This window comes from Stenotrophomonas sp. FBCC-B152 (assembly GCF_059134105.1).
Genome location: NZ_CP101442.1, coordinates 350,352 through 372,602, shown reverse-complemented (window position 1 = coordinate 372,602; position 22,251 = coordinate 350,352). Strand labels below are relative to the sequence as shown.

Below are 22,251 nucleotides of genomic sequence, written 5' to 3'. Positions count from 1 at the left end.
CGGCCGCTACCCGAAGGTGGTCCGGCCCGAAGGCCGGACCGGCTTTCTCATTCCTCGCCCGAGGCTGATTCGGCTTCGGTCGATTCCACTGCCACCGGGGCAGCCGGCACCACTTCAGCCACCGCCGGCGTGCCGGACAGGGTCTGCATTTCCGACTCGGTCAGCCCGGAGGCGTTGCGACGACGGTTGGCGTGGTAAGCCAGGCCGGTACCGGCCGGGATCAGGCGGCCGACGATGACGTTTTCCTTCAGGCCGCGCAGGTTGTCGGAGGTGCCGCGGACGGCAGCTTCGGTCAGCACGCGGGTGGTTTCCTGGAACGAGGCCGCCGAGATGAACGATTCGGTGGCCAGCGATGCCTTGGTGATGCCCAGCAGGACCGGATCGAAACGGGCGATCAGCTCGTTGCGGGTGGCCAGGCGTGCATTTTCCTCGATGACGCGCTGGCGCTCGGCCTGCTCGCCATTCAGGAACTTGCTGCTGCCCTGGTCGGTGATCTCGACCTTGCGCAGCATCTGGCGGGTGATCACTTCAATGTGCTTGTCGTTGATCTTCACGCCCTGCAGGCGGTACACGTCCTGGATTTCCTTGACCAGGTAGGCAGCCAGCGGTTCGACACCCAGCAGGCGCAGGATGTCCTGCGGGCTCGGCTCGCCGTCCACGATGGTTTCGCCCTTGGTCACGTGCTCGCCTTCGAACACGATCACCTGGCGGTACTTCGGGATCAGCTCTTCGTGTTCCGAACCATCGGTGTCCTTGATGATCAGGCGCTGCTTGCCCTTGGTGTCCTTGCCGAAGCTGATGATGCCCGAACGCTCGGCCAGGATCGCCGGATCCTTCGGCTTGCGTGCTTCGAACAGATCGGCCACGCGCGGCAGACCACCGGTGATGTCGCGGGTCTTGGACGCTTCCTGCGGGATCTTGGCGACCACGTCGCCCACGCCGACGGCGGCGCCGTCCTGCAGGTTGACGATGGAACGCGGCGGCAGCAGGTACTGGGCCGGCAGGTCGGTGTTCGGGATGGTCAGGTCATTGCCCTTGGCATCCACGATGCGCACGATCGGGCGCAGCTCCTTGGCCTGCGAGCCACGACGCTTCGGGTCGGTGATTTCGCGCGAGGCCAGGCCGGTCAGTTCGTCGGTCTTCTCGATGACGGTGACGCCGTCGATGAAGTCGATGAAGCGAATGAAACCGGCTACTTCGGACACGATCGGGTGGTTATGCGGATCCCAGTTGGCCACGGTCTGGCCAGCCTTCACTGCATCGCCGTCCTTGGACGCGATCATCGAGCCGTACGGCAGCTTGTAACGCTCACGCTCACGGCCGTGGGCATCGAGCACCGAGATTTCACCCGAGCGCGAGACCGCCACCAGCGAACCGCTGGCGTGTTCGACGGACTTGAGGTTGTTGAACTTCACCGAACCGGTGGTCTTGACCGTGATGTTGTCCACGGCGGCCGCACGCGATGCCGCACCACCGATGTGGAAGGTACGCATGGTCAGCTGGGTACCCGGCTCACCGATCGACTGCGCGGCGATGACGCCCACCGCTTCACCGATGTTGACCAGGTGGCCACGGGCCAGGTCGCGACCGTAGCAGTGGCCGCACACGCCGAACGCCGATTCGCAGCTGATCGTGGAGCGCACCTTGATGCTCTGCACGCCGGCGTCTTCCAGCTTGGCCACCCAGGCTTCGTCGAGCAGGGTGTTGCGGGTCACGATCGGATCTTCGTCGTTGCCCGGCAGGAACACGTCCTCGGCCACGACACGACCCAGCACGCGGTCCTTCAACGGCTCCACGACGTCGCCGCCTTCCACGATCGGGGTCATGGTCAGGCCTTCGGAGGTACCGCAATCCACCTCGGTGATGACCACGTCCTGCGCCACGTCCACCAGACGACGGGTCAGGTAACCCGAGTTGGCGGTCTTCAGCGCGGTATCGGCCAGACCCTTACGGGCACCGTGGGTGGAGTTGAAGTACTCCTGCACGTTCAGGCCTTCACGGAAGTTCGCCTTGATGGGCGTTTCGATGATCGAGCCATCCGGACGGGCCATCAGGCCACGCATGCCGGCCAGCTGGCGGATCTGCGCCTGCGAACCACGGGCACCGGAGTCGGCCATGATGTACAGCGAGTTCATCGACTTCTGGTCGATGGTCTCGCCCTTGGCGTTGACCACCTTCTCGGTACCAATGGTGTCCATCATCGCCTTGGCGATGCGTTCATTGGTACGCGACCAGATGTCGACCACCTTGTTGTAGCGCTCGCCGGCGGTAACCAGGCCCGACTGGTACTGCTCCTGGATTTCCAGCACTTCGGCTTCGGCCTCGGTGAGGATGCCACGCTTCTCGTCCGGGATCAGCATGTCGTCGATGCCGATCGACACGCCTGCACGGGTTGCGTAGGCAAAGCCGGTGTACATCAGCTTGTCGGCGAACACGACCGTGTCCTTCAGGCCCAGCTGGCGGTAGCTGGAGTTGATCAGGCGGCTGATGTTCTTCTTGGTCAGCTCGGTGTTGGCCAGCGCGAACGGCAGGCCTTCCGGCAGGATTTCGGCCAGCAGGGCGCGACCGATCGTGGTGTCCACGATCGAGGTTTTGTTCTGCTTGTCGCCGTTTTCGTCGGTCACCACTTCGGTGATGCGGACCTTGACCTTGGCGTGCAGTTCCACCACGCGGTTGTCATAGGCACGCTTCACTTCGGCGATGTTGGCGAAGGCCATGCCCTCGCCCTTCTTGTTTTCCAGGGCGCGGGTCATGTAGTACAGACCCAGCACCACGTCCTGCGACGGCACGATGATCGGCTCGCCGTTGGCCGGCGACAGGATGTTGTTGGTGGACATCATCAGCGCACGCGCTTCCAGCTGGGCTTCCAGCGAGAGCGGCACGTGGACGGCCATCTGGTCACCGTCGAAGTCGGCGTTGAACGCGGTGCAGACCAGCGGGTGCAGCTGGATGGCCTTGCCTTCGATCAGCACCGGCTCGAACGCCTGGATGCCCAGGCGGTGCAGGGTCGGCGCACGGTTCAGCATCACCGGGTGTTCGCGGATGACCTCTTCCAGGATGTCCCAGACTTCGGCTTCTTCGCGCTCGACCAGCTTCTTGGCGGCCTTGATGGTGGTGGCCAGGCCACGACGCTGCAGCTTGGCGAACACGAACGGCTTGAACAGCTCGAGCGCCATCTTCTTCGGCAGGCCGCACTGGTGCAGGCGCAGGTACGGACCGACCACGATGACCGAACGGCCCGAGTAGTCGACGCGCTTGCCCAGCAGGTTCTGGCGGAAGCGACCCTGCTTGCCCTTGATCATGTCGGCCAGCGACTTCAGCGGGCGCTTGTTGGTGCCGGTGATGGCACGGCCGCGGCGGCCGTTGTCCAGCAGCGCATCGACCGATTCCTGCAGCATGCGCTTTTCATTGCGCACGATGATGTCCGGCGCGTTCAGCTCGAGCAGGCGGCGCAGGCGGTTGTTGCGGTTGATGACGCGGCGGTACAGGTCGTTCAGGTCGGAGGTCGCGAAGCGGCCACCATCCAGCGGCACCAGCGGACGCAGGTCCGGCGGCAGCACCGGCAGCACGGTCATGACCATCCACTCCGGGCGGTTGCCCGATTCCAGGAAGGCTTCGACCAGCTTGATGCGCTTGGTGAGGCGCTTGAGCTTGGTTTCCGAACCGGTGCTGGCGATTTCTTCGCGCAGGCGGGTCATTTCCGACTGCAGGTCGATGGTGCGCAGCAGTTCGTACACGGCCTCGGCGCCCATGGCGGCGTCGAAGTCGTCGCCGTGCTCCTGGCGTGCCTGCAGGTACTGTTCTTCGGTCAGCAGCTGGCGGCGCTCCAGGGCGGTCAGGCCCGGCTCGGTCACCACGTAGGCTTCGAAGTACAGCACGCGCTCGATGTCACGCAGGGTCATGTCCAGCATCAGGCCGATGCGCGACGGCAGCGACTTGAGGAACCAGATGTGCGCGACCGGCGAGGCCAGGTCGATGTGGCCCATGCGCTCGCGGCGCACCTTGGCCAGGGTCACTTCGGTGCCGCACTTTTCGCAGACCACGCCGCGGTGCTTCATGCGCTTGTACTTGCCGCACAGGCACTCGTAGTCCTTGACCGGTCCGAAGATGGCGGCGCAGAACAGGCCGTCACGCTCCGGCTTGAAGGTACGGTAGTTGATGGTTTCCGGCTTCTTCACTTCGCCGAAGGACCACGAACGGATCAGGTCCGGCGAGGCCAGCGCGATCTTGATCGCGTCGAAGTCCAGCGTCTGGCGCTGCTGGTTGAAGAGGTTGAGCAGGTCTTTCATGGTGTTTCTCCGAAAGGAGGAAATCTTGTCGATGGGGCTGTCAGGTCACATCCGGCGGCGCGGCTGCCGGGGCAGCCGCGCCTGCACGATCAGTTGTCTTCCAGTTCCATGTTGATGGCCAGCGAGCGGATTTCCTTCACGAGCACGTTGAAGGATTCCGGCATGCCCGCGACCATCTCGTGCTCACCGTCGACGATGTTCTTGTACATCTGGTTGCGGCCCTGCACGTCATCGGACTTCACCGTCAGCATTTCCTGCAGGGTGTAGGCCGCGCCGTAGGCTTCCAGCGCCCAGACTTCCATTTCACCGAAGCGCTGGCCGCCGAACTGCGCCTTGCCGCCCAGCGGCTGCTGGGTAACGAGCGAGTACGGACCGGTCGAACGGGCGTGCATCTTGTCGTCGACCAGGTGGTTCAGCTTCAGGTAGTGCATGTAGCCCACGGTGGTGTGGCGATCGAATGCCTCGCCGGTACGACCGTCATACAGCTGGGTCTGGCCGCTGAGCGGCAGGTCAGCCAGGGCAAGCATGTGCTTGATTTCAGCTTCGGTGGCACCGTCGAACACCGGGGTGGCCATCGGCACGCCGTCGGTCAGGTTGCCGGCCAGGCGCAGCAGCTCCTCGTCGCTGAACTGGGTCAGGTCGACGTGGTTGGCGTGCTGGGTCTTGTCGTGGTTGTACACGTCGTCCAGGAACTTGCGCAGGTCGTTGATCGCGGCCTGTGCCTCGAGCATGCCCTGGATCTTGCGGCCCAGGCCCTTTGCGGCCCAGCCCAGGTGCACTTCCAGGATCTGGCCGATGTTCATGCGCGACGGCACGCCCAGCGGGTTCAGCACGATGTCCACGGTCTCGCCCGAGGCCATGTACGGCATGTCCTCGACCGGCACCACGTTGGAGACCACACCCTTGTTGCCGTGGCGGCCTGCCATCTTGTCGCCCGGCTGGATGCGGCGCTTCACGGCCAGGAACACCTTGACCATCTTCAGCACGCCCGGGGCGAGGTCGTCGCCGGCGGTGATCTTGCCGCGCTTGTCGGCGAAGCGACGCTCGAATTCCTTCTCGTGCGCCTGGATCTGCTTCTGGGCGCGTTCGATGGCTTCGGAAGCGTCGTCGTCCTTCATGCGCAGCACGAACCAGTCAGCCTTCTTCAGGCCGTCCAGGTAGGCGTCGGTGATGGTGTCGCCCTTCTTCAGGTTGGCACCGCCGTTGGCGACCTTGCCCACGATCTGCGAACGCAGGCGTGCGTAGATGGCGCCTTCCAGGATGCGGAACTGGTCGTCGAAGTCCTTCTTGACGCGCTTGATCTCGCTTTCCTCGATCTGGCGCGCACGCTTGTCCTTCTCGATGCCGTCGCGGGTGAAGACCTGCACGTCGATGACGGTGCCGTCCATGCCCGGCGGCACGCGCAGCGAGCTGTCCTTCACGTCCGACGCCTTCTCACCGAAGATCGCGCGGAGCAGCTTCTCTTCCGGGGTCAGCTGGCTTTCGCCCTTCGGGGTGACCTTGCCGACCATGATGTCGCCGGCGCGGACTTCGGCACCGATGTACACCACGCCCGACTCATCCAGGCGGTTCAGGGCCTGCTCGGACACGTTCGGGATGTCGGCGGAGATTTCCTCCGGCCCCAGCTTGGTGTCACGCGCAACGCAGGTCAGCTCTTCGATGTGGATCGTGGTGTAACGATCTTCTTCCACCACGCGCTCGGAGAGCAGGATGGAGTCTTCGAAGTTGTAGCCGTTCCACGGCATGAAGGCGATCAGCATGTTCTGGCCCAGGGCCAGTTCGCCGATGTCGGTGGACGGACCATCGGCCAGCACGTCGCCACGTGCCACCACGTTGCCCACTTCCACCAGCGGACGCTGGTTGATGCAGGTGTTCTGGTTGGAACGGGTGTACTTGATCAGGTTGTAGATATCCACGCCAGCATCGCTGGCGTCGGTGATTTCCACTTCGTTGACCTTGACCACGATGCGGCCGGCGTCGATCTGCACGATCTCGCCGCCACGACGGGCGTTCACGGTCACACCCGAGTCACGGGCCACGGCGCGTTCGATACCGGTACCCACCAGCGGCTTCTGCGCACGCAGGGTCGGCACGGCCTGGCGCTGCATGTTGGCGCCCATCAGTGCACGGTTGGCGTCATCGTGTTCCAGGAACGGAACCAGCGCCGCTGCGATCGACACGGTCTGCATCGGCGAGACGTCCATGAAGTGGACTTCCGCCGGCGGCTTGAGCAGCGACTCACCCTGGAACCGGCACGGCACGAACTGCTCGGTGAGCATGCTCTTGGCGTCGGTCAGGGCGTTGGCCTGGGCAATGACGTATTCGTTTTCTTCGATGGCCGACAGGAACTCGATCTCGTCGGAGACCTTGCCGTCGTGCACCTTGCGGTACGGGGTTTCCAGGAAGCCGTACTGGTTGGTGCGGGCGTACACGGCCAGCGAGTTGATCAGGCCGATGTTCGGGCCTTCCGGCGTTTCGATGGTGCAGACGCGGCCGTAATGGGTCGGGTGCACGTCGCGCACTTCGAAGCCGGCACGCTCACGGGTCAGGCCGCCCGGGCCCAGGGCCGAGACGCGACGCTTGTGCGTGACTTCCGACAGCGGGTTGTTCTGGTCCATGAACTGCGACAGCTGCGAGGAGCCGAAGAATTCCTTGATCGCAGCGGCAACCGGCTTGGCGTTGATCAGCTCCTGCGGGGTCAGGCCTTCGGATTCGGCCATCGACAGGCGCTCCTTGACCGCGCGCTCGACGCGGACCAGGCCCACGCGGAACACGTTCTCGGCCATTTCGCCGACCGAACGCACGCGACGGTTGCCCAGGTGATCGATGTCATCGACCACGCCGCGACCGTTGCGGATCTCGGTGAGGACCTTGATCACGTCCAGGATGTCGGAGCTGTCGCCGTGCTCGGCGACCAGGCGCTTGGACTCTTCGTCGTTGCGCTCGCCGAAGTACTTGCGGTCGTACAGCACTGCTTCACCGGTGACTTCCTTGCGGCCGACACGACGGTTGAACTTCATGCGGCCAACCGTGGACAGGTCGTAGCGCTCGAAGGTGAAGAACAGGTTGTGGAACAGGTTCTGCGCGGCGTCCTTGGTCGGCGGCTCGCCCGGACGCATCATGCGATAGATTTCGACCAGCGCTTCGAGCTGGGTCTTGGTCGGATCGATGCGCAGGGTGTTGGACAGGTACGGGCCACGATCCAGATCGTTCACCCACAGGGTGCCCACGGCATCCACGCCGGCCTTGCGGAAGGCCTGCAGCTGCTCGTCGGTGATTTCGTCGTTGGCCTGGGCCAGCAGTTCGCCGGTACCGGCGTCGACCACGTCGTGGGACAGGATGCGGCCGACGATGTAATCGTCCGGCACGGCCAGGGCGGCAATGCCCGAGGCTTCCAGCTGCTTGACGTGGCGCGCGGTGATGCGCTTGCCGGCTTCGACGATGACCTTGTCGCCGTCGGCCAGGTCGAAGTTCAGGGTCTCGCCGCGCAGGCGCTCGGCAACCAGTTCGAGCTGCACGCCTTCATCGGGATTGATGTGGAAGGTGTTGATCTCGAAGAACTCGGCCAGCATCTCTTCGTTGCTGTAGCCCAGCGCACGCAGCAGGATCGACACCGGCAGCTTGCGGCGACGGTCGATACGGGTGAACAGCGCGTCCTTCGGATCGAACTCGAAGTCCAGCCAGGAACCGCGATACGGGATGATGCGGGCGCTGTACAGCAGCTTGCCCGAGCTGTGGGTCTTGCCACGGTCGTGGTCGAAGAACACGCCCGGCGAACGGTGCAGCTGCGAGACGATGACGCGCTCGGTGCCGTTGACGATGAAGGTGCCGTTGTCGGTCATCAGCGGGATTTCGCCGAGGTAGACCTCCTGCTCCTTCACGTACTTGATGGCCTTGGTGGACGACTCGCGGTCGTAGATCACCAGGCGCACGGTCACGCGCAGCGGCGCGCCGTAGCTCATGCCACGCTGGCGGCATTCACGCTCGTCGAAGACCGGGTCGCCCAGCTTGTAGCCCACGTATTCCAGCGCAGCGTTGCCGCTGTAGCTGGCGATCGGGAACACCGACTTCAGGGCCGCGTGCAGGCCGAGATCACGGCGCTTGGCCGGATCCACGTTTTCCTGCAGGAATTCGCGGTAGGAATCCACCTGGATGGCGAGCAGGAACGGCACTTCGAGGATCGAGCGCTGCTTGCCGAAATCCTTGCGGATACGCTTTTTTTCGGTGAACGAATATGACGTCATGGGGTCTCACCTTGGCTGTGCGGGCCCCGCCATGGAGGCGTGGCCCGAAGGGAACATGAAAATTGTCAGTTGGAAGTCGCTGGTATTGCCGGCACCAGCACGCCTTCTCCCGCTACTTCCAACTACCAACTCGCCGGCCGGGGCCGGTAGAGCAGCCGACTAACAGTCGGCCCTACAGCTGTTGTCGCAACAACGACCAAAGGCCGGGGGCTTACGCCCCCAGCCTTTGCTGCATCGCCGTGATTCGATGGCGACGCAAGGAGCTGCTTACTTGACTTCGACAGTCGCGCCGACAGCTTCCAGGTCCTTCTTCATCTTCTCGGCTTCTTCCTTCGAAGCCGATTCCTTCAGGACGCCACCGGCTTCGGTGAGGTCCTTGGCTTCCTTCAGGCCCAGGCCGGTGATGGCGCGGACAGCCTTGATGACGTCGACCTTCTTGTCGCCGGCGCTCTTCAGCGACACGGTGAATTCGGTCTGTTCTTCAACGGCAGCAGCCGGGCCAGCGGCGGCAACGGCAACCGGGGCAGCGGCGGAGACGCCGAACTTTTCTTCGATGGCCTTCACCAGTTCCATGACTTCCATCAGGGACTTGGCGGCAATGGCTTCAACGATCTGGTCGGTGGTAAGGGACATTTTGAATACCTTTGGATAATTTTCTGGGTTCAGGTTCCATCAGGAACCACGTAAACAGCGACTCAGGCAGTTTCGGCAGCCGGCTCGGCGGCGACAGCGCCACCTTCCTGCTTCTCGCCAACGGCCTTGACGGCGCGGGCGAACATCGTGACCGGTTCGCACAGGACACGGGCCAGCATGGCCAGGGCCTGATCGCGGGTCGGCAACGAAGCCAGCACGTCAACGTGGCTTGCCGGGAACACTTCGCCACCGATCACAACCAGCTGCGGCTGCAGCTTGTCGTTGGTCTTGGCGGCTTCCTTGATGACGCGACCGGCAGCGCCGGGCTCGTCGAGCGAGAACGCGAACAGCATCGGGCCGGTGAACTGGGCCGCTGCGGTTTCGAATTCAGTACCCTTCACCGCACGTTCGGCCAGGGTGTTCTTGACAACTTTCAAGAACACGCCTTCCTTACGGGCCTGTTCGCGCATCTTGGTGATCTGCGCGACCGTGGTGCCGGCGTAATGTGCTGCAATCAAGGAGTGAGCCTGGGCAGCGACTTCCGCGACCTCGGCTACTACTGCTTGCTTCTGGGACAGATTGAGAGCCATTGCACTCCTCCAATTGAACTCCGCTTACGGCTCCTGCCGTGTGCGGTCCTGGGCAGCATCCTTCCTGGACGCCGGGAACATCGGGGCGATGTTCCAAGGGTGGGCCGTTCTAGACCTGGATGGCCAACCTGGGTGAACCCAGACGTGCGTGAACCAGAAAACTCCAGAAGGGCACCATCTACGCAGGGTGATCCCCGGGGGAATCGATTAAGCGGCCGGCTTGCGCCCACCACCCCTGCGGTCTTTGACGGCTATCGTCACGGGACAGACCCGCTCGGATTGCCTTCAAATGTCACGGATACGCGGCCGAAACCGCGTACCCGCTTGAAACGATTACTTCAGGGTCAGCGACGACTGGTCGACGGTGACGCCCGGGCCCATCGTCGAGCTGACCGAAACCTTCTGCAGGTAGGTGCCCTTCGAGGTAGCCGGCTTGGCCTTGATCAGGTCCAGCAGCAGCGCCTGCAGGTTCGACTTCAGCGCGTCTTCGGCGAAGTCGGCCTTGCCGATGGTGCAGTGGATGATGCCGGCCTTGTCGGTGCGGTAACGCACCTGGCCCGACTTGGCGTTCTTGACGGCTTCGCCCGGGTTGGCCGACACGGTGCCGACCTTCGGGTTCGGCATCAGGCCGCGCGGGCCGAGCACGGTGCCCAGCTTACCCACGACGCGCATGGCGTCCGGGGTGGCGATGACGACGTCGTAGTTCAGATCGCCGGCCTGCATCTTCTCGGCCAGGTCGTCCATGCCGACGGCTTCGGCGCCAGCGGCCAGGGCTTCGTCAGCCTTGGCACCGGCCGGTGCGAACACCGCAACGCGCACGCTCTTGCCGGTACCGGCCGGCAGCACGGTCGAACCGCGCACCTGCTGGTCGGACTTCTTGGCGTCCACGCCCAGGCGCACGGCAACGTCGAAGGACTCGACGAACTTGGCCTTGGTGGCGGTCTTCAGGATCTTGATTGCGTCCTCGAAGGCATAAGCCTTGCCCGGGACGACGGCGGCCTGGATGGCCTTCTCACGCTTGGTCTGTGCCATCTTCTTAACCCTCTACCACAAGGCCCATGGAACGGGCAGAACCAGCGATCGTGCGCACGGCGGCGTCCAGGTCGGCGGCCGTCAGGTCAGCTTCCTTCGCCTTGGCGATCTCTTCCAGCTGCTTGCGGGTCACCTTGCCGATCTTGTCGGTGTTCGGGCGCTTGGAGCCCGAGGTCACGCCAGCGGCCTTCTTCAGCAGCGTGGTGGCCGGGGTGCTCTTGGTGATGAAGGTGAACGTACGGTCCGAATAGGCCGTGATGATCACCGGAACCGGCAGACCCGGCTCGAGCTTCTGCGTGGCGGCATTGAAGGCCTTGCAGAACTCCATGATGTTCAGGCCACGCTGACCCAGCGCGGGACCGACCGGCGGCGAGGGGTTGGCCTGACCGGCCTTCACCTGCAGCTTGATGTAACCAATTACTTTCTTTGCCATGTGAATACTCTCCGGGTGCTAGCGCCTTGCGACCACAGGCTCCCCATCGGACCGGGAATCACGCGTCCCGGCATCGCGTTTTTGAATTCATGCAGAAGGCCACCTCACGGCGGCCCATTGCTTTTGCCAGCTTCCTGGCAGGAAGCCGCGCACTATATCAGATTTTCAGCCCGCCGCGTGAATGCGCGCGACGGCCGGATCAGGTGGCCTTTTCGACCTGGCCGAACTCGAGCTCGACCGGGGTGGCGCGACCGAAGATCAGCACCGAGACGCGCAGGCGGCTCTTCTCGTAGTTGACCTCTTCCACGACGCCATTGAAGTCGTTGAACGGGCCTTCGGTGACGCGGACCATCTGGCCCGGCTCGAACAGCACCTTCGGACGGGGCTTCTCGACACCTTCCTGAACGCGGTTCAGGATGGCCTCGGCCTCGTGGTCCGCGATCGGCAGCGGGCGATCGGCGGTACCGCCGATGAAGCCCAGCACCTTGGGCGTTTCCTTGACCAGATGCCAGCTTTCGCTCTCGATCCGGGGAATGCCGTTCTCTTCGTGCGTCTCGATCTGGACCAGGACGTAACCGGGGAAGAACTTGCGCTCGGAACGGCGCTTCTGGCCGGAACGCATTTCAACCACTTCCTCGGTCGGGACCAGCACGTCACCGAAGAATTCCTGCTTTTCTTGACGCTCGATACGGCCGCGCAGATCCTGCGCCACCGACTTTTCGAAGCCTGAATAGGCGTGAACGACATACCAACGCTTCACAGGTTTCTCCTTATCGACCCAGGAACAACTGGATCGCTTTCTGAATCAAGAAATCAAAGCCGCCGAGCAGCAGGCTGAGGATGATCACCACGACCATCACCACCCACGTCATGCGGATGGCTTCCTGGCGCGTCGGCCAGACCACCTTGCGCAGCTCGAAACGGGATTCGGAAAGGAATTCACGGGTATCGCGACCCTTGGCGGTCAGCATGAACACGCCAAAGCCGGCGGCCAGGCCGACGGCGACACCCAGGCCACGCAGGGGACCGGACCAGGCACTCTGGGCCGCATGCTCGGGCATGCCGAACCAGAACCACGCAAAAAGACCCGCAAGTGCCAGGAGCACTGCGGCGGCGTATTTGACGATGTCACCCCCGGTGGAGGTGTCCTTGGAATGCTCGATCTTGCTGTTCATCCGGCTCTGGCTGCTGTGGCGGCATGGCCGCTGGAAGGGAGAAGTGGCACGCCAGGAGGGACTCGAACCCCCAACCTGCGGTTTTGGAGACCGCTGCTCTGCCAATTGAGCTACTGGCGTACTGAAAAAACTGCCTTCCCTTAGACGGCGAAGGCGGACCGAGGTTCCCGGCCCGCCGTTCGCGAGACCGGCAGCGCTTTGCTGCCGCCGGTAGTGCAGATTACTTGATGATCTTGGAGACCACGCCGGCGCCGACGGTACGACCGCCCTCACGAATGGCGAAACGCAGGCCTTCATCCATCGCGACCGGGTTGATCAGGGTCACGACCATCTTCACGTTGTCACCCGGCATCACCATCTCGACGCCTTCCGGCAGCTTGGCGGCGCCGGTGATGTCGGTGGTACGGAAGTAGAACTGCGGGCGGTAGCCGTTGAAGAACGGGGTGTGACGGCCGCCCTCATCCTTCGACAGCACGTACACTTCGCCTTCGAACTCGGTGTGCGGCTTGATCGAACCCGGCTTGCACAGAACCTGACCGCGCTGGACGTCGTCACGCTTGGTGCCGCGCAGCAGCAGACCGGCGTTGTCGCCTGCCTGGCCCTGGTCCAGCAGCTTGCGGAACATTTCCACACCGGTCACGGTGGTCTTCTGGGTGTCGCGGATACCGACGATTTCGATTTCTTCGCCGACCTTGATCACGCCGCGCTCGATACGACCGGTCACCACGGTGCCGCGGCCCGAGATCGAGAACACGTCTTCCACCGGCATCAGGAAGGTCTTGTCCACGTCGCGTTCCGGCAGCGGGATCCAGGTGTCCAGCGCCTCGACCAGCTTGATGATGGCCGGCACGCCGATCTCGCTCTGGTCGCCTTCCAGCGCCAGACGGGCCGAGCCCGAGATGATCGGAGTGTCGTCGCCCGGGAAGTCGTACTTGCTCAGCAGCTCGCGGACTTCCATTTCGACCAGTTCCAGCAGCTCGGCGTCGTCCACCATGTCGGCCTTGTTCAGGAACACGACGATGTACGGCACGCCGACCTGGCGCGACAGCAGGATGTGCTCGCGGGTCTGCGGCATCGGGCCGTCAGCAGCCGAACAGACCAGGATCGCGCCGTCCATCTGGGCGGCACCGGTGATCATGTTCTTGACGTAGTCAGCATGGCCCGGGCAATCGACGTGGGCGTAGTGACGGTTCGGGGATTCGTATTCGACGTGTGCGGTCGAGATCGTGATGCCACGAGCCTTTTCTTCCGGCGCGGCGTCGATCGCGGAGTAATCCTTGAACTCGCCACCGAAGCGCTCGGCACCGATCTTGGTCAGTGCGGCGGTCAGCGTGGTCTTGCCGTGGTCGACGTGACCGATGGTGCCGACGTTGACGTGCGGCTTGGTGCGCTCGAACTTACCCTTGGCCATGGCTGCTTATCTCGAAATCGTCTGAATGGTGGCACTTAGATGGTGCTCACGAAAGGAATCGAACCTTCGACCTCCTCCTTACCAAGGAGGTGCTCTACCGACTGAGCTACGTGAGCGAGTTTTGAATTATGGCACGAATTTGAATATATTCAAATCCATTCAATGGAGCGGGAGACGGGGATCGAACCCGCACCATCAGCTTGGAAGGCTGAGGTTCTACCATTGAACTACTCCCGCATCGGAAGCTCTTGCCACAACTTGAAACTGCATGAAACTGGTGGAGGGAGGTGGATTCGAACCACCGAAGGCGTAAGCCAGCAGATTTACAGTCTGCCCCCGTTGGCCGCTTGGGTATCCCTCCTTACCACCCTGTCCCGTGGCGCCGAAGCGTTTTCGGTGTGGGGTGGAAGAGCCGTGAATTTTGGGGGTGAATGCGGGTTCTGTCAACAACCTTTTTGAACTTTTTCACACGAATCGCATTTTTCCCTGGCCACACCGGCTATTGGCCCGGAAGCGACAGCGTTTCGTCCGCGAAGATCGCCACGTGCGGCACGCCATCGGCACCGATCCAGCCGCGATACATGCCCTGCGTGTTGAACGGCGTGGCGGCACGGCCATCGGCGCCAAGCACGATCGCACCGCCGTCGCCGCCCAGTGCGGGAATGCGCGTGTTGATCACCTCGCGCCCTGCTTCTTCCGGCCCCTGCTTCAGGTACTGCATGCGCGCGCAGATGTCGTGCGCGGCCGCCGTGCGGATGTAGTACTCGCCCCAGCCGGTGCCGGACACGGCACAGGTAGCGTTTGCATAGGTGCCGGCGCCGATGATCGGTGAGTCGCCGACACGCCCATAGCGCTTGTTGGTCATGCCGCCGGTGGAGGTGCCTGCAGCGAGGTGGCCCTGGCTGTCCAGCGCGACGGCACCCACGGTGCCGAAGTGGCGGGCGGTTTCCAGGTCGGCATGGGCCTGGCCGCTGGCCTCTTCCTTCAGGGCCTTCTGCAGCTGCTGCCAGCGCTTTTCGGTGCGGAAGTAGGACGGATCGACCAGGGCGATGCCCTGGCTGGCGGCGAAGGTCTCGGCGCCCTCGCCCACCATCATCACGTGCGGGGAGTGCTGCATGACCGCTTCGGCCAGCAGGATCGGGTTGCGCACGCGCTGCACGCCGGCCACTGCGCCGGCCTTGAGGCTGGCGCCGTCCATCAGCGCGGCATCCAGCTCGTTGCGGCCATCATGGGTGAACACCGCGCCCTTGCCAGCATTGAAGGTCGGATCGTCCTCGAGCACGGTAATGGCGGCCGTGACCGCGTCCAGCGCCGGCTTGCCAGCCGCCAGCGCCTTGTGGCCCGCGATGAGCGCCTGGCTGAGTGCCGCGCGGGCCGCCTTGTCTTCGGCCGGCGAGAGGTCCTTGCGCTGCACCCCTGCCCCGCCGTGGATGACCAGCACCGGTTCGGCGGCCAGGGCGAGCGGGCTGAGCAGGCACAGGGACAGCAGCAGGGAGGATCGGCGGGACATGGCAGTGACCAGGTGGCGGATGAAGTCCCATCATGCCCGCGCCGGGCGCCGGCCTGCATCGGCCGAAAGCCATGCAGCCCGGGCAGCGCGGCCGGAAATCGGTTCCAGCACATTCCTGAAGATCAGGCAGTGGTGAACGGCGTAAAAAAGGCGTTAAATGCGCGCCGTCCGTTCACCGAATGTGAATGGGGGTCGCGGCCTCCCTTGAGGCCTACTTTCTTCTTGAGAATTCTCATGCGTAAACAGGCGATGGCGTGGTCGATCCAGCTGGCGTTGATGGGTGTGGCCGCAACCGCGGCGGCGCAGGCCCCGACCCCCGGGGTGCAGCAGCTGGATACGGTGCAGGTCACCGGCTCGCGCATTCCGCGCGCCCAGGTCGAAGGCCCGGCACCGGTCACGGTGATCACCGCCGAGCAGATCCAGGCCAGCGGCTTCACCAGCGTGCCGGACGTGCTGCGTTCGATGACCCAGAACGGCGGTGAGACCCAGAGCCAGCAGTCCGCCAGCGGCGCCGATTTCTCGCCGGGCGCGCAGCAGGTCGACCTGCGCGGGCTGGGCCCCAACCACACCCTGGTGCTGGTCAACGGCCGGCGCATCGCCGATTTCCCGATGCCCTTCCAGGGCCGCAGCAACTTCACCGACGTCTCCAACATCCCGCTGGGCATGATCGAGCGGATCGAAGTGCTGACCGGCAGCGCGTCGGCCATCTACGGTTCGGATGCGATCGCCGGCGTGGTCAACTTCATCCTGAAAAAGCAGGTGGATGGCACCACGGTGGATGTGCGCATGGGCACCACCACCGAGGGCGGTGGCGAGTCGTTCGACATGAGCATCGCCAGCGGCTTCGATTCGGGAAAGTTCAGCGCGGTATACAGCCTGGAGCTGCAGTCGCAGACCCCGCTGTGGGCCTATGAGCGCGCCCAGCAGGATTCCACGCTCGACGCCCCCACCGAAAGCGCCCGCGCCGCGCGCCGCGCGTACCTGCGCACCGATTACAACGACGATTACCTGGACCCGGGCCAGGCCACCTGCGATGCGCTGGCCGGGCAGAACAAGGGCAGCACGTACTACGCCGAGCGCGCGCGCTATGGCTTCTACTGTGGCAGCGACCGTTCGATCGGCTACGGCACGATCCTCAGCGAGCGGCGCGGCGCCAACGGCTACGCATCGCTGCGTTACGGCTTCGAGAATGGCGCCGAATGGTTCGCCGACGTGCAGCTGGGCTACCACGACATTGCGCTGATGCGCGATGTGACCCAGTGGGGCCTGATGACGCCGGATGGCAATGAAGACGGCTACTTCTACAACCAGGCCACCGACCAGGTGGAGTTCTGGCAGCGCCAGTTCTCGCCGGAGGAAATGGGCGGGCTGCGCAACGGGATGATCCGCAGCACCCAGAAGACCTTCAGCGTCACCACCGGGTTCAAGGGCTCGCTGGGCGCGGCGTGGGACTACGAGGCCTCGCTGAGCCATTCGCAGTACCAGTCGTCGATCCGCTGGCCGCAGATCATCGCCTCGAAGGCCAACGACCTGTTCCTTGGCCCGCAGCTGGGCGAGGACGACGATGGCTTCCCGATCTACAACGCCGACCCGGCGCGCCTGTACCGGCCGCTGACCCGCGCCGAATACGATTCGATCTCGGCGCGCACCACGTATACGCCGAAATCGCGCACCGATACCGCGGCGCTGACCCTGACCAACGGCGAGCTGTTCGATCTGCCGGGCGGCAAGGCGGGCTTTGCGGCCACGGCCGAATTCGGCAACCAGTCCTACGCGCTGAACCCGGATCCGCTGGCGACCGAGTACTACTACTACAGCTGGAAGGACTCGGACGGCCACGGCAGCCGCAACCGCTGGGCCACCGCGGCCGAGCTGCGCCTGCCGCTGCATGACACGCTCAACGTGAGCGTGGCCGGCCGCTTCGACCAGTACCGCTATTCGGGCAACACGATCGGCAAGGCGACCTGGAGCGGCGGCATCGAGTGGCGCCCGCTCGAGTCGCTGCTGGTGCGCGGCTCGTACGGCACCGCGTTCCGTGCGCCGGACCTGCACTACGTGTATGCCGGCCCGGGCAACGATGAGACCAGCGCGAACGACTACTACGCGTGCGCGGTGGATGGGGCGGACGACTGCTCGGATTACGAGGAGAACCTGATCCGCACCCGCGAGGGCAACCGCCAGCTGGACCCGGAAACCAGTACGTCGTGGAGCGCCGGCCTGGTGTGGTCGCCTGCGCTGGGGCTGGACCTGTCGGTGGACTGGTTCGACATCGACATGCGCGACCAGGTGCAAGACATGGACGTGAGCACGATCCTGCGCGATGAAGCGGCCTGCCGCCTGGGCGCTGCAGACGCGGCCTCGCCGACCTGCGTGGATGCGATCAACCGGGTCAACCGCACCAGCGATGGGCGCCTGTACGGGGTGCACGTGAGCCCGATCAACATCGCGCGCGAGACCACCCGCGGCATCGATGTGGGCCTGCGCTACCGCCTGACCACCGGCGTGGGTGATTTCATCCTGAGCGGCAACCACACCTGGGTGCAGCGCCATGATTTCCAGCAGTTCGCCGGGGACGTGGTGGAGGACCAGTTCGCGGTCAACAGCGGTTTCGACATTCCGCGCACCAAGACCAGCGCGAGCCTGACCTGGGAGAACGCGGCGTGGTCGACCACGCTGTACGGGCAGCGCCTGGGCAAGCTGCCGAGCTTCGACAGCTACGACCAGAGCTTCGACTGGGAGAGCGGCGACAGCCCGTGGATCAAGGCGACGTACCGCTACAACCTGTCGGTGCAGTACCGCTTCGACGACCATTCGCGCCTGTCGCTGTCGGTGGTGAACCTGTTCAACAAGATGCCGCCGAAGGATGCGACGTATACGTCGTACCCGTATTACGACGTGTCGTGGTTTGACACGGTGGGGCGTCAGTTGAACCTGCAGTACACGCACAAGTTTGGTGGCACCGCGCTGTAATCCCGTACTTCTCCACACCGTGCGTGGAAAGCGATGGGGGTTTGCTGTGGACAACCGTGCCTGAGCCACGCGCTGCAACGGTTTTGAAGGGTGGCGGTTTTTTGTCCAGGCGACGCGCGGGTTTTCCACACGGGACGTGGAAAGCCATGGGAGTTTGCTGTGGACAACCCGGCTGAACACTGCGCTGGAAGGGATTCAGGGCGTGGTGAAATATTGTCCACGCTCAAACGCAGACGCCCCGCACTTGGCGGGGCGTTTGCGTTGGCAGGCAGCGGACCAACGGTCCGCCCGACCGATCAGACGTTGAAGCGGAAGTGCAGGATGTCGCCTTCCTGGACGCGGTATTCCTTGCCTTCCAGGCGCAGGCGACCGGCTTCCTTGGCGCCGGCTTCGCCCTTGTACTTGATGAAGTCGTCATACGCGATGGTTTCGGCGCGGATGAAGCCCTTCTCGAAGTCGGTGTGGATCACGGCGGCCGCCTGCGGGGCGGTGGCACCCTTGCGCACGGTCCAGGCGCGGACTTCCTTCACGCCAGCGGTGAAGTAGGTCTGCAGGCCGAGCAGCTTGTACGCCGCGTTGATCACGCGGTTGAGGCCCGGCTCGCTCAGGCCGAGGTCGGCCAGGAACGTGTCGCGGTCTTCGTCGTCCAGCTGCGAGAGTTCTTCTTCGATCGCCGCCGAGACCGGCACCACCATCGCACCCTCGGCCGCCGCATGCGCGCGCACCGCTTCCAGGTGCGGGTTGTTCTCGAAGCCGTCTTCCAGCACGTTGCAGATGTACATCACCGGCTTCAGGGTCAGCAGGAACAGGTCACGCACCAGCGCCTTCTCTTCCTCGTCCAGGCCCACCGAACGACCGGCCTTGCCGTCGGCCAGCGCGGCCTGGAGCTTGGCCAGCACCGGCTTGCGTGCCGCCGCATCCTTGTCGCCGCCCTTGGCCGCGCGCTCGGCGCGGTTCAGCGCCTTTTCCACGCTGTCCAGGTCAGCCAGGGCCAGCTCGATGTCGATCGTCTCGATGTCCGAGATCGGATCCACCTTGCCAGCCACGTGGATGATGTCGCCGTGCTCGAAGCAGCGCACCACATGGGTGATCGCATCCACTTCGCGGATGTGGGCCAGGAACTTGTTGCCCAGGCCTTCACCGCTGGCGGCACCGGCGACCAGGCCGGCGATGTCGACGAACTCCACGGCGGTCGGGATGACCTTCTGCGGGTTGATGATCGCCGCCAGTTCATTCAGGCGCGGATCCGGCACGGGCACGATGCCGACGTTCGGCTCGATGGTGCAGAACGGGAAGTTGGCCGCGGCGATGCCTGCCTTGGTCAGCGCGTTGAACAGGGTCGATTTGCCGACGTTGGGCAGGCCGACGATGCCGCATTTGATACCCATCTTTGACAGCCTCTGTTATTTCGGGGTGTGCAGGCGCTTCATCGCCTCACTGTAATCGCCACGCACGGCCAGCGGCAGTACGTCGATGGCGTCGTCGATGGCATGCCCGATCAGCACGTCATCGTCCTTGCTGGCACGGCCGAGCACCCATGGCACCACGCGGTCCTTGTGACCGGGATGACCGATGCCGATGCGCAGGCGGTGGAACTTTCCATGGCCGAGCAGGCGGATGGTGTCACGCAGACCGTTCTGGCCGCCGTGGCCGCCATCGAACTTGAGCCGGGCCACGCCGGGCGGCAGGTCCAGTTCGTCGTGCGCCAGCAGGGTTTGTTCGGGCTCGATCTTCCAGAAGCGCTGGGCGGCGGTGACCGACTTGCCACTGAGATTCATGAAGGTGGCGGGCTTGAGCAGCCACACCGGTTGACCGGCGATGTCGACCTTGGCGGTCTCGCCGAACAGCTTGCTGTCCACGCTCCAGCGCGCGCCGGCCTGTGCGACCAGGGCGTCAATGAAACGAAACCCGGCATTGTGCCGGGTCTGGGCGTGCTCGGGTCCGGGGTTACCCAGGCCAACGATCAATCGCAATCCTGTCATCGCTCTTCTTCATCGCTACCGGCGGTGTGCCGGTACATGCAGAAACGGCGCCTGCCCCGAAGGACAGGCGCCGCAATCACTTACTCTGCAGCAGCCACTTCTTCGTCAGCGGCTTCGCCCTTGCCGTGCTTGGCAGTGACGATGGCGTCGTCGTGGTCCTTGCCCTGGGCCAGGGCAACGATCTCAACGCCCTTGGGCAGCTTGATGTTGGACAGGTACACCACGTCGCCCGCCTTCAGCTCGCCCAGGTCGACGTCGATCGACTCCGGCAGGTCCTTCGGCAGGCAGCTGACGGTGACTTCCTTCAGTTCGTGGGTGACCACGACGTCGGCAGCCTTGCCGGCCGGCGAGGTGTCTTCGTTGAGGAAGTGCAGCGGCACCGAAGCGGTCAGGGCCTGGTTCTCATCCACGCGCAGGAAATCCAGGTGCATGATCAGCTGCTTGTGCGGGTGGCGCTGCATGTCACGCAGCAGGACCTTGGTGATCTGGCCGTCCAGGTTCAGGCTCAGGATCGACGAGTAGAACCACTCGTTCTGCTGGGCCAGCCAGGTGGCGTTGTGGTCCAGGCTGATGGCGACCGGTTCGGCGTTGCCACCGTACACGATGGCCGGGATCACACCGGCGTGACGCAGGCGGCGGCTCGCACCCTTACGCTGCAGTTCACGCTTGGTGACCTTGATTTCATGGGTCTTCGACATTTTGCTTCTACCAGTTGTTGCCTTGCCGGAATGGCTTGGCGATGAAGGGCACGTCCGCGACCAGACGTCCCCGGGGCCCTGGCTGCCGTTGCCGGCGGCCAGGAAAAACGAATCAATCCACGTACAGCGAGCTGACCGACTCGCCGAAGGCGATGCGGCGCATCGTTTCGGCCAGCATTTCCGCCACGCTGAGCTGGCGGATCTTGCTGCACACGCGCGCTTCTTCACGCAGCGGGATGGTATCGGTCACCACCAGCTCGTCGAGCTGGGAGTTGTTGATGTTGTCCACCGCCGGGCCCGAGAGCACGGCGTGGGTGCAGTACGCGGCCACCTTGAGGGCGCCACGCGCCTTCAGCGCCGCGGCGGCCGCACACAGGGTGCCGGCGGTATCGACGATGTCATCGACCATCACGCAGGTCTTGCCTTCGACGTCACCGATGATGTTCATCACGGTGGAGACGTTGGCGCGCGGACGGCGCTTGTCGATGATCGCCAGGTCGGCATCGTCCAGGCGCTTGGCGACGGCGCGCGCACGCACCACGCCACCCACGTCCGGGGACACCACGATCAGGTTTTCCGTGCCGTAGGCGCGCCAGATATCGGCGAGCAGCAGCGGCGAGGCATACACGTTGTCCACCGGCATGTCGAAGAACCCCTGGATCTGGTCGGCATGCAGGTCCACCGTCAGGACGCGGTCGGCGCCAACGGCGCTGAACATCTTGGCGGCTACCTTGGCGGTGATCGGCACGCGCGAGGAGCGCATGCGGCGATCCTGGCGCGAGTAACCGAAATACGGCACCACGGCGGTGACACTGTTGACCGAGGCGCGCTTGAGCGCATCGATCAGGACCAGCAGTTCCATCAGGTTCTCGGCGCTGGGCGCGCAGGTCGGCTGGATCACGAACACGTCCTGCTTGCGGACGTTCTCTTCGATTTCGACCTGCACTTCACCATCGGAGAAGCGCGAGACCAGTGCCTTGCCCGGTCGCACCCCCAGTTCCTTGCAGATGCTCTGCGCAAGGCGCTTGTTGGCGTTGCCGGAAAATACCAGCAGGTTCGGGTGATCTTGCATCATGACGGTCTCGGGCGGGAGCGATTGGCGGAGAACTCTGCCGCCGGCGCCCGAGGACGTCTGCGGTGACAACACCGCGGCCGTTCAACCGTGTCCGCGCAGCATGCGCATGGAACGCGGTTGGCGTCCGCAAGTGGCAGGGGCGGGAGGATTCGAACCTCCGAATGCCAGGATCAAAACCTGGTGCCTTGGGCCTCTTGGCGACGCCCCTG

The 22,251-nt window shown here is 64.1% G+C and carries 15 protein-coding genes and 5 tRNA genes; 1 reads left to right on the top strand and 19 read right to left on the bottom strand.

Going from position 1 to position 22,251, the window contains the following annotated elements; genetic code table 11:
- Positions 1–47 precede the first annotated feature (47 nt).
- From rpoC to NMB40_RS01625, 14 genes are all read right to left on the bottom strand, one after another.
- Positions 48–4,289 carry a DNA-directed RNA polymerase subunit beta' gene (gene rpoC, locus NMB40_RS01690; RefSeq protein ID WP_282247494.1) on the bottom strand — a complete coding sequence of 1,414 codons (4,242 nt, stop codon included), beginning with the start codon at positions 4,287–4,289 and terminating at the stop codon, positions 48–50.
- Between the two features lie 89 nt (positions 4,290–4,378).
- Positions 4,379–8,533: a DNA-directed RNA polymerase subunit beta gene (gene rpoB, locus NMB40_RS01685; protein ID WP_282247495.1), complete on the bottom strand. Its 4,155-nt coding sequence runs from the start codon at positions 8,531–8,533 to the stop codon at positions 4,379–4,381.
- A gap of 267 nt (positions 8,534–8,800) precedes the next feature.
- Positions 8,801–9,166 (bottom strand): 50S ribosomal protein L7/L12, encoded by a 366-nt coding sequence (gene rplL / locus NMB40_RS01680; RefSeq protein ID WP_494359955.1) that lies wholly within the window; start codon positions 9,164–9,166, stop codon positions 8,801–8,803.
- Between the two features lie 62 nt (positions 9,167–9,228).
- Entirely contained in the window at positions 9,229–9,756 is a 528-nt protein-coding gene (rplJ, locus tag NMB40_RS01675) for a 50S ribosomal protein L10 (protein WP_494359954.1), read from the bottom strand.
- 333 nt (positions 9,757–10,089) lie between these two features.
- On the bottom strand, positions 10,090–10,788 hold the full coding sequence (rplA, locus tag NMB40_RS01670) for a 50S ribosomal protein L1 (protein WP_068849440.1): 699 nt from the start codon (positions 10,786–10,788) through the stop codon (positions 10,090–10,092).
- 4 nt (positions 10,789–10,792) lie between these two features.
- Positions 10,793–11,221 carry a 50S ribosomal protein L11 gene (gene rplK / locus NMB40_RS01665; protein WP_282247498.1) on the bottom strand — a complete coding sequence of 143 codons (429 nt, stop codon included), beginning with the start codon at positions 11,219–11,221 and terminating at the stop codon, positions 10,793–10,795.
- Between the two features lie 199 nt (positions 11,222–11,420).
- Positions 11,421–11,981, bottom strand: coding sequence for a transcription termination/antitermination protein NusG (gene nusG / locus NMB40_RS01660; protein ID WP_095364661.1), 561 nt, complete (start codon positions 11,979–11,981; stop codon positions 11,421–11,423).
- 10 nt (positions 11,982–11,991) lie between these two features.
- Positions 11,992–12,396: a preprotein translocase subunit SecE gene (gene secE, locus NMB40_RS01655; protein ID WP_282247499.1), complete on the bottom strand. Its 405-nt coding sequence runs from the start codon at positions 12,394–12,396 to the stop codon at positions 11,992–11,994.
- A 44-nt stretch (positions 12,397–12,440) separates the two neighbouring features.
- Positions 12,441–12,516: transfer RNA gene (locus NMB40_RS01650), tRNA-Trp, on the bottom strand.
- Between the two features lie 100 nt (positions 12,517–12,616).
- Positions 12,617–13,807: an elongation factor Tu gene (gene tuf, locus NMB40_RS01645; protein ID WP_494359953.1), complete on the bottom strand. Its 1,191-nt coding sequence runs from the start codon at positions 13,805–13,807 to the stop codon at positions 12,617–12,619.
- Between the two features lie 40 nt (positions 13,808–13,847).
- Positions 13,848–13,923, bottom strand: a tRNA-Thr gene (locus NMB40_RS01640).
- Between the two features lie 47 nt (positions 13,924–13,970).
- Positions 13,971–14,044 (bottom strand) — tRNA-Gly (locus NMB40_RS01635).
- 38 nt (positions 14,045–14,082) lie between these two features.
- Positions 14,083–14,168 (bottom strand) — tRNA-Tyr (locus tag NMB40_RS01630).
- A gap of 138 nt (positions 14,169–14,306) precedes the next feature.
- Positions 14,307–15,317, bottom strand: a complete 1,011-nt coding sequence (locus NMB40_RS01625) for an isoaspartyl peptidase/L-asparaginase family protein (RefSeq protein WP_494359952.1) — start codon at positions 15,315–15,317, stop codon at positions 14,307–14,309.
- A 234-nt stretch (positions 15,318–15,551) separates the two neighbouring features.
- Between NMB40_RS01625 and NMB40_RS01620 the strand changes: the two genes are divergently transcribed.
- A complete protein-coding gene (locus NMB40_RS01620; RefSeq protein WP_494359951.1) occupies positions 15,552–18,287 on the top strand; it encodes a TonB-dependent receptor plug domain-containing protein in 2,736 nt (911 codons plus the stop codon).
- Positions 18,288–18,583: 296 nt separating this feature from the next.
- On the opposite strand, the gene ychF is transcribed toward NMB40_RS01620, so the two are convergent.
- From ychF to NMB40_RS01595, 5 genes are all read right to left on the bottom strand, one after another.
- Positions 18,584–19,675 carry a redox-regulated ATPase YchF gene (ychF, locus tag NMB40_RS01615; protein ID WP_217538810.1) on the bottom strand — a complete coding sequence of 364 codons (1,092 nt, stop codon included), beginning with the start codon at positions 19,673–19,675 and terminating at the stop codon, positions 18,584–18,586.
- 15 nt (positions 19,676–19,690) lie between these two features.
- The gene (gene pth / locus NMB40_RS01610) at positions 19,691–20,269 is read right to left on the bottom strand and encodes an aminoacyl-tRNA hydrolase (RefSeq protein ID WP_214904664.1); all 579 of its coding nucleotides are present in this window, start codon (positions 20,267–20,269) and stop codon (positions 19,691–19,693) included.
- An 80-nt stretch (positions 20,270–20,349) separates the two neighbouring features.
- Positions 20,350–20,967 (bottom strand): 50S ribosomal protein L25/general stress protein Ctc, encoded by a 618-nt coding sequence (locus NMB40_RS01605; protein WP_068849424.1) that lies wholly within the window; start codon positions 20,965–20,967, stop codon positions 20,350–20,352.
- A gap of 112 nt (positions 20,968–21,079) precedes the next feature.
- On the bottom strand, positions 21,080–22,039 hold the full coding sequence (locus tag NMB40_RS01600; protein WP_038692467.1) for a ribose-phosphate diphosphokinase: 960 nt from the start codon (positions 22,037–22,039) through the stop codon (positions 21,080–21,082).
- Positions 22,040–22,173: 134 nt separating this feature from the next.
- Positions 22,174–22,250: transfer RNA gene (locus NMB40_RS01595), tRNA-Gln, on the bottom strand.
- Position 22,251 lies beyond the last annotated feature (1 nt).